General features: G+C 64.1%; 1 protein-coding gene. It reads left to right on the forward strand.

Annotation, left to right across the window (positions count from 1 at the left end; genetic code table 11):
* The coding region (locus KVS69_RS19275; RefSeq protein WP_217539562.1) for an ATP-binding cassette domain-containing protein at positions 1-301 on the forward strand (301 nt) is incomplete at both ends.

Below are 301 nucleotides of genomic sequence, written 5' to 3' on the forward strand. Positions count from 1 at the left end.
CATCGTCTACCAGAACCCGCATCTCGGCCTTTTGATGAACCATACCAGCAGCGGCAATGTGGCCGAACGTCTGCTGATCGCGGGAAAGCGCAACTTCGCCGAACTGCGCGAGCGCGCCCGGGAATCGCTCGATGCCTCGGAATTCCCGATCGAACGCATGGATGCCCGGCCGCGGGAACTTTCCGGCGGCATGCAGCAGCGCGTCCAGCTTGCCAAGGCAATCGCGCTCGAACCCGCCGTGCTGCTTCTCGATGAGCCGACGACAGGACTTGACGTCAGCGTCCAGGCGCCGGTGCTCGAC

The sequence above is a fragment of the Stenotrophomonas sp. GbtcB23 genome (assembly GCF_019091045.1).
Classification (GTDB): domain Bacteria; phylum Pseudomonadota; class Gammaproteobacteria; order Xanthomonadales; family Xanthomonadaceae; genus Stenotrophomonas; species Stenotrophomonas rhizophila_A.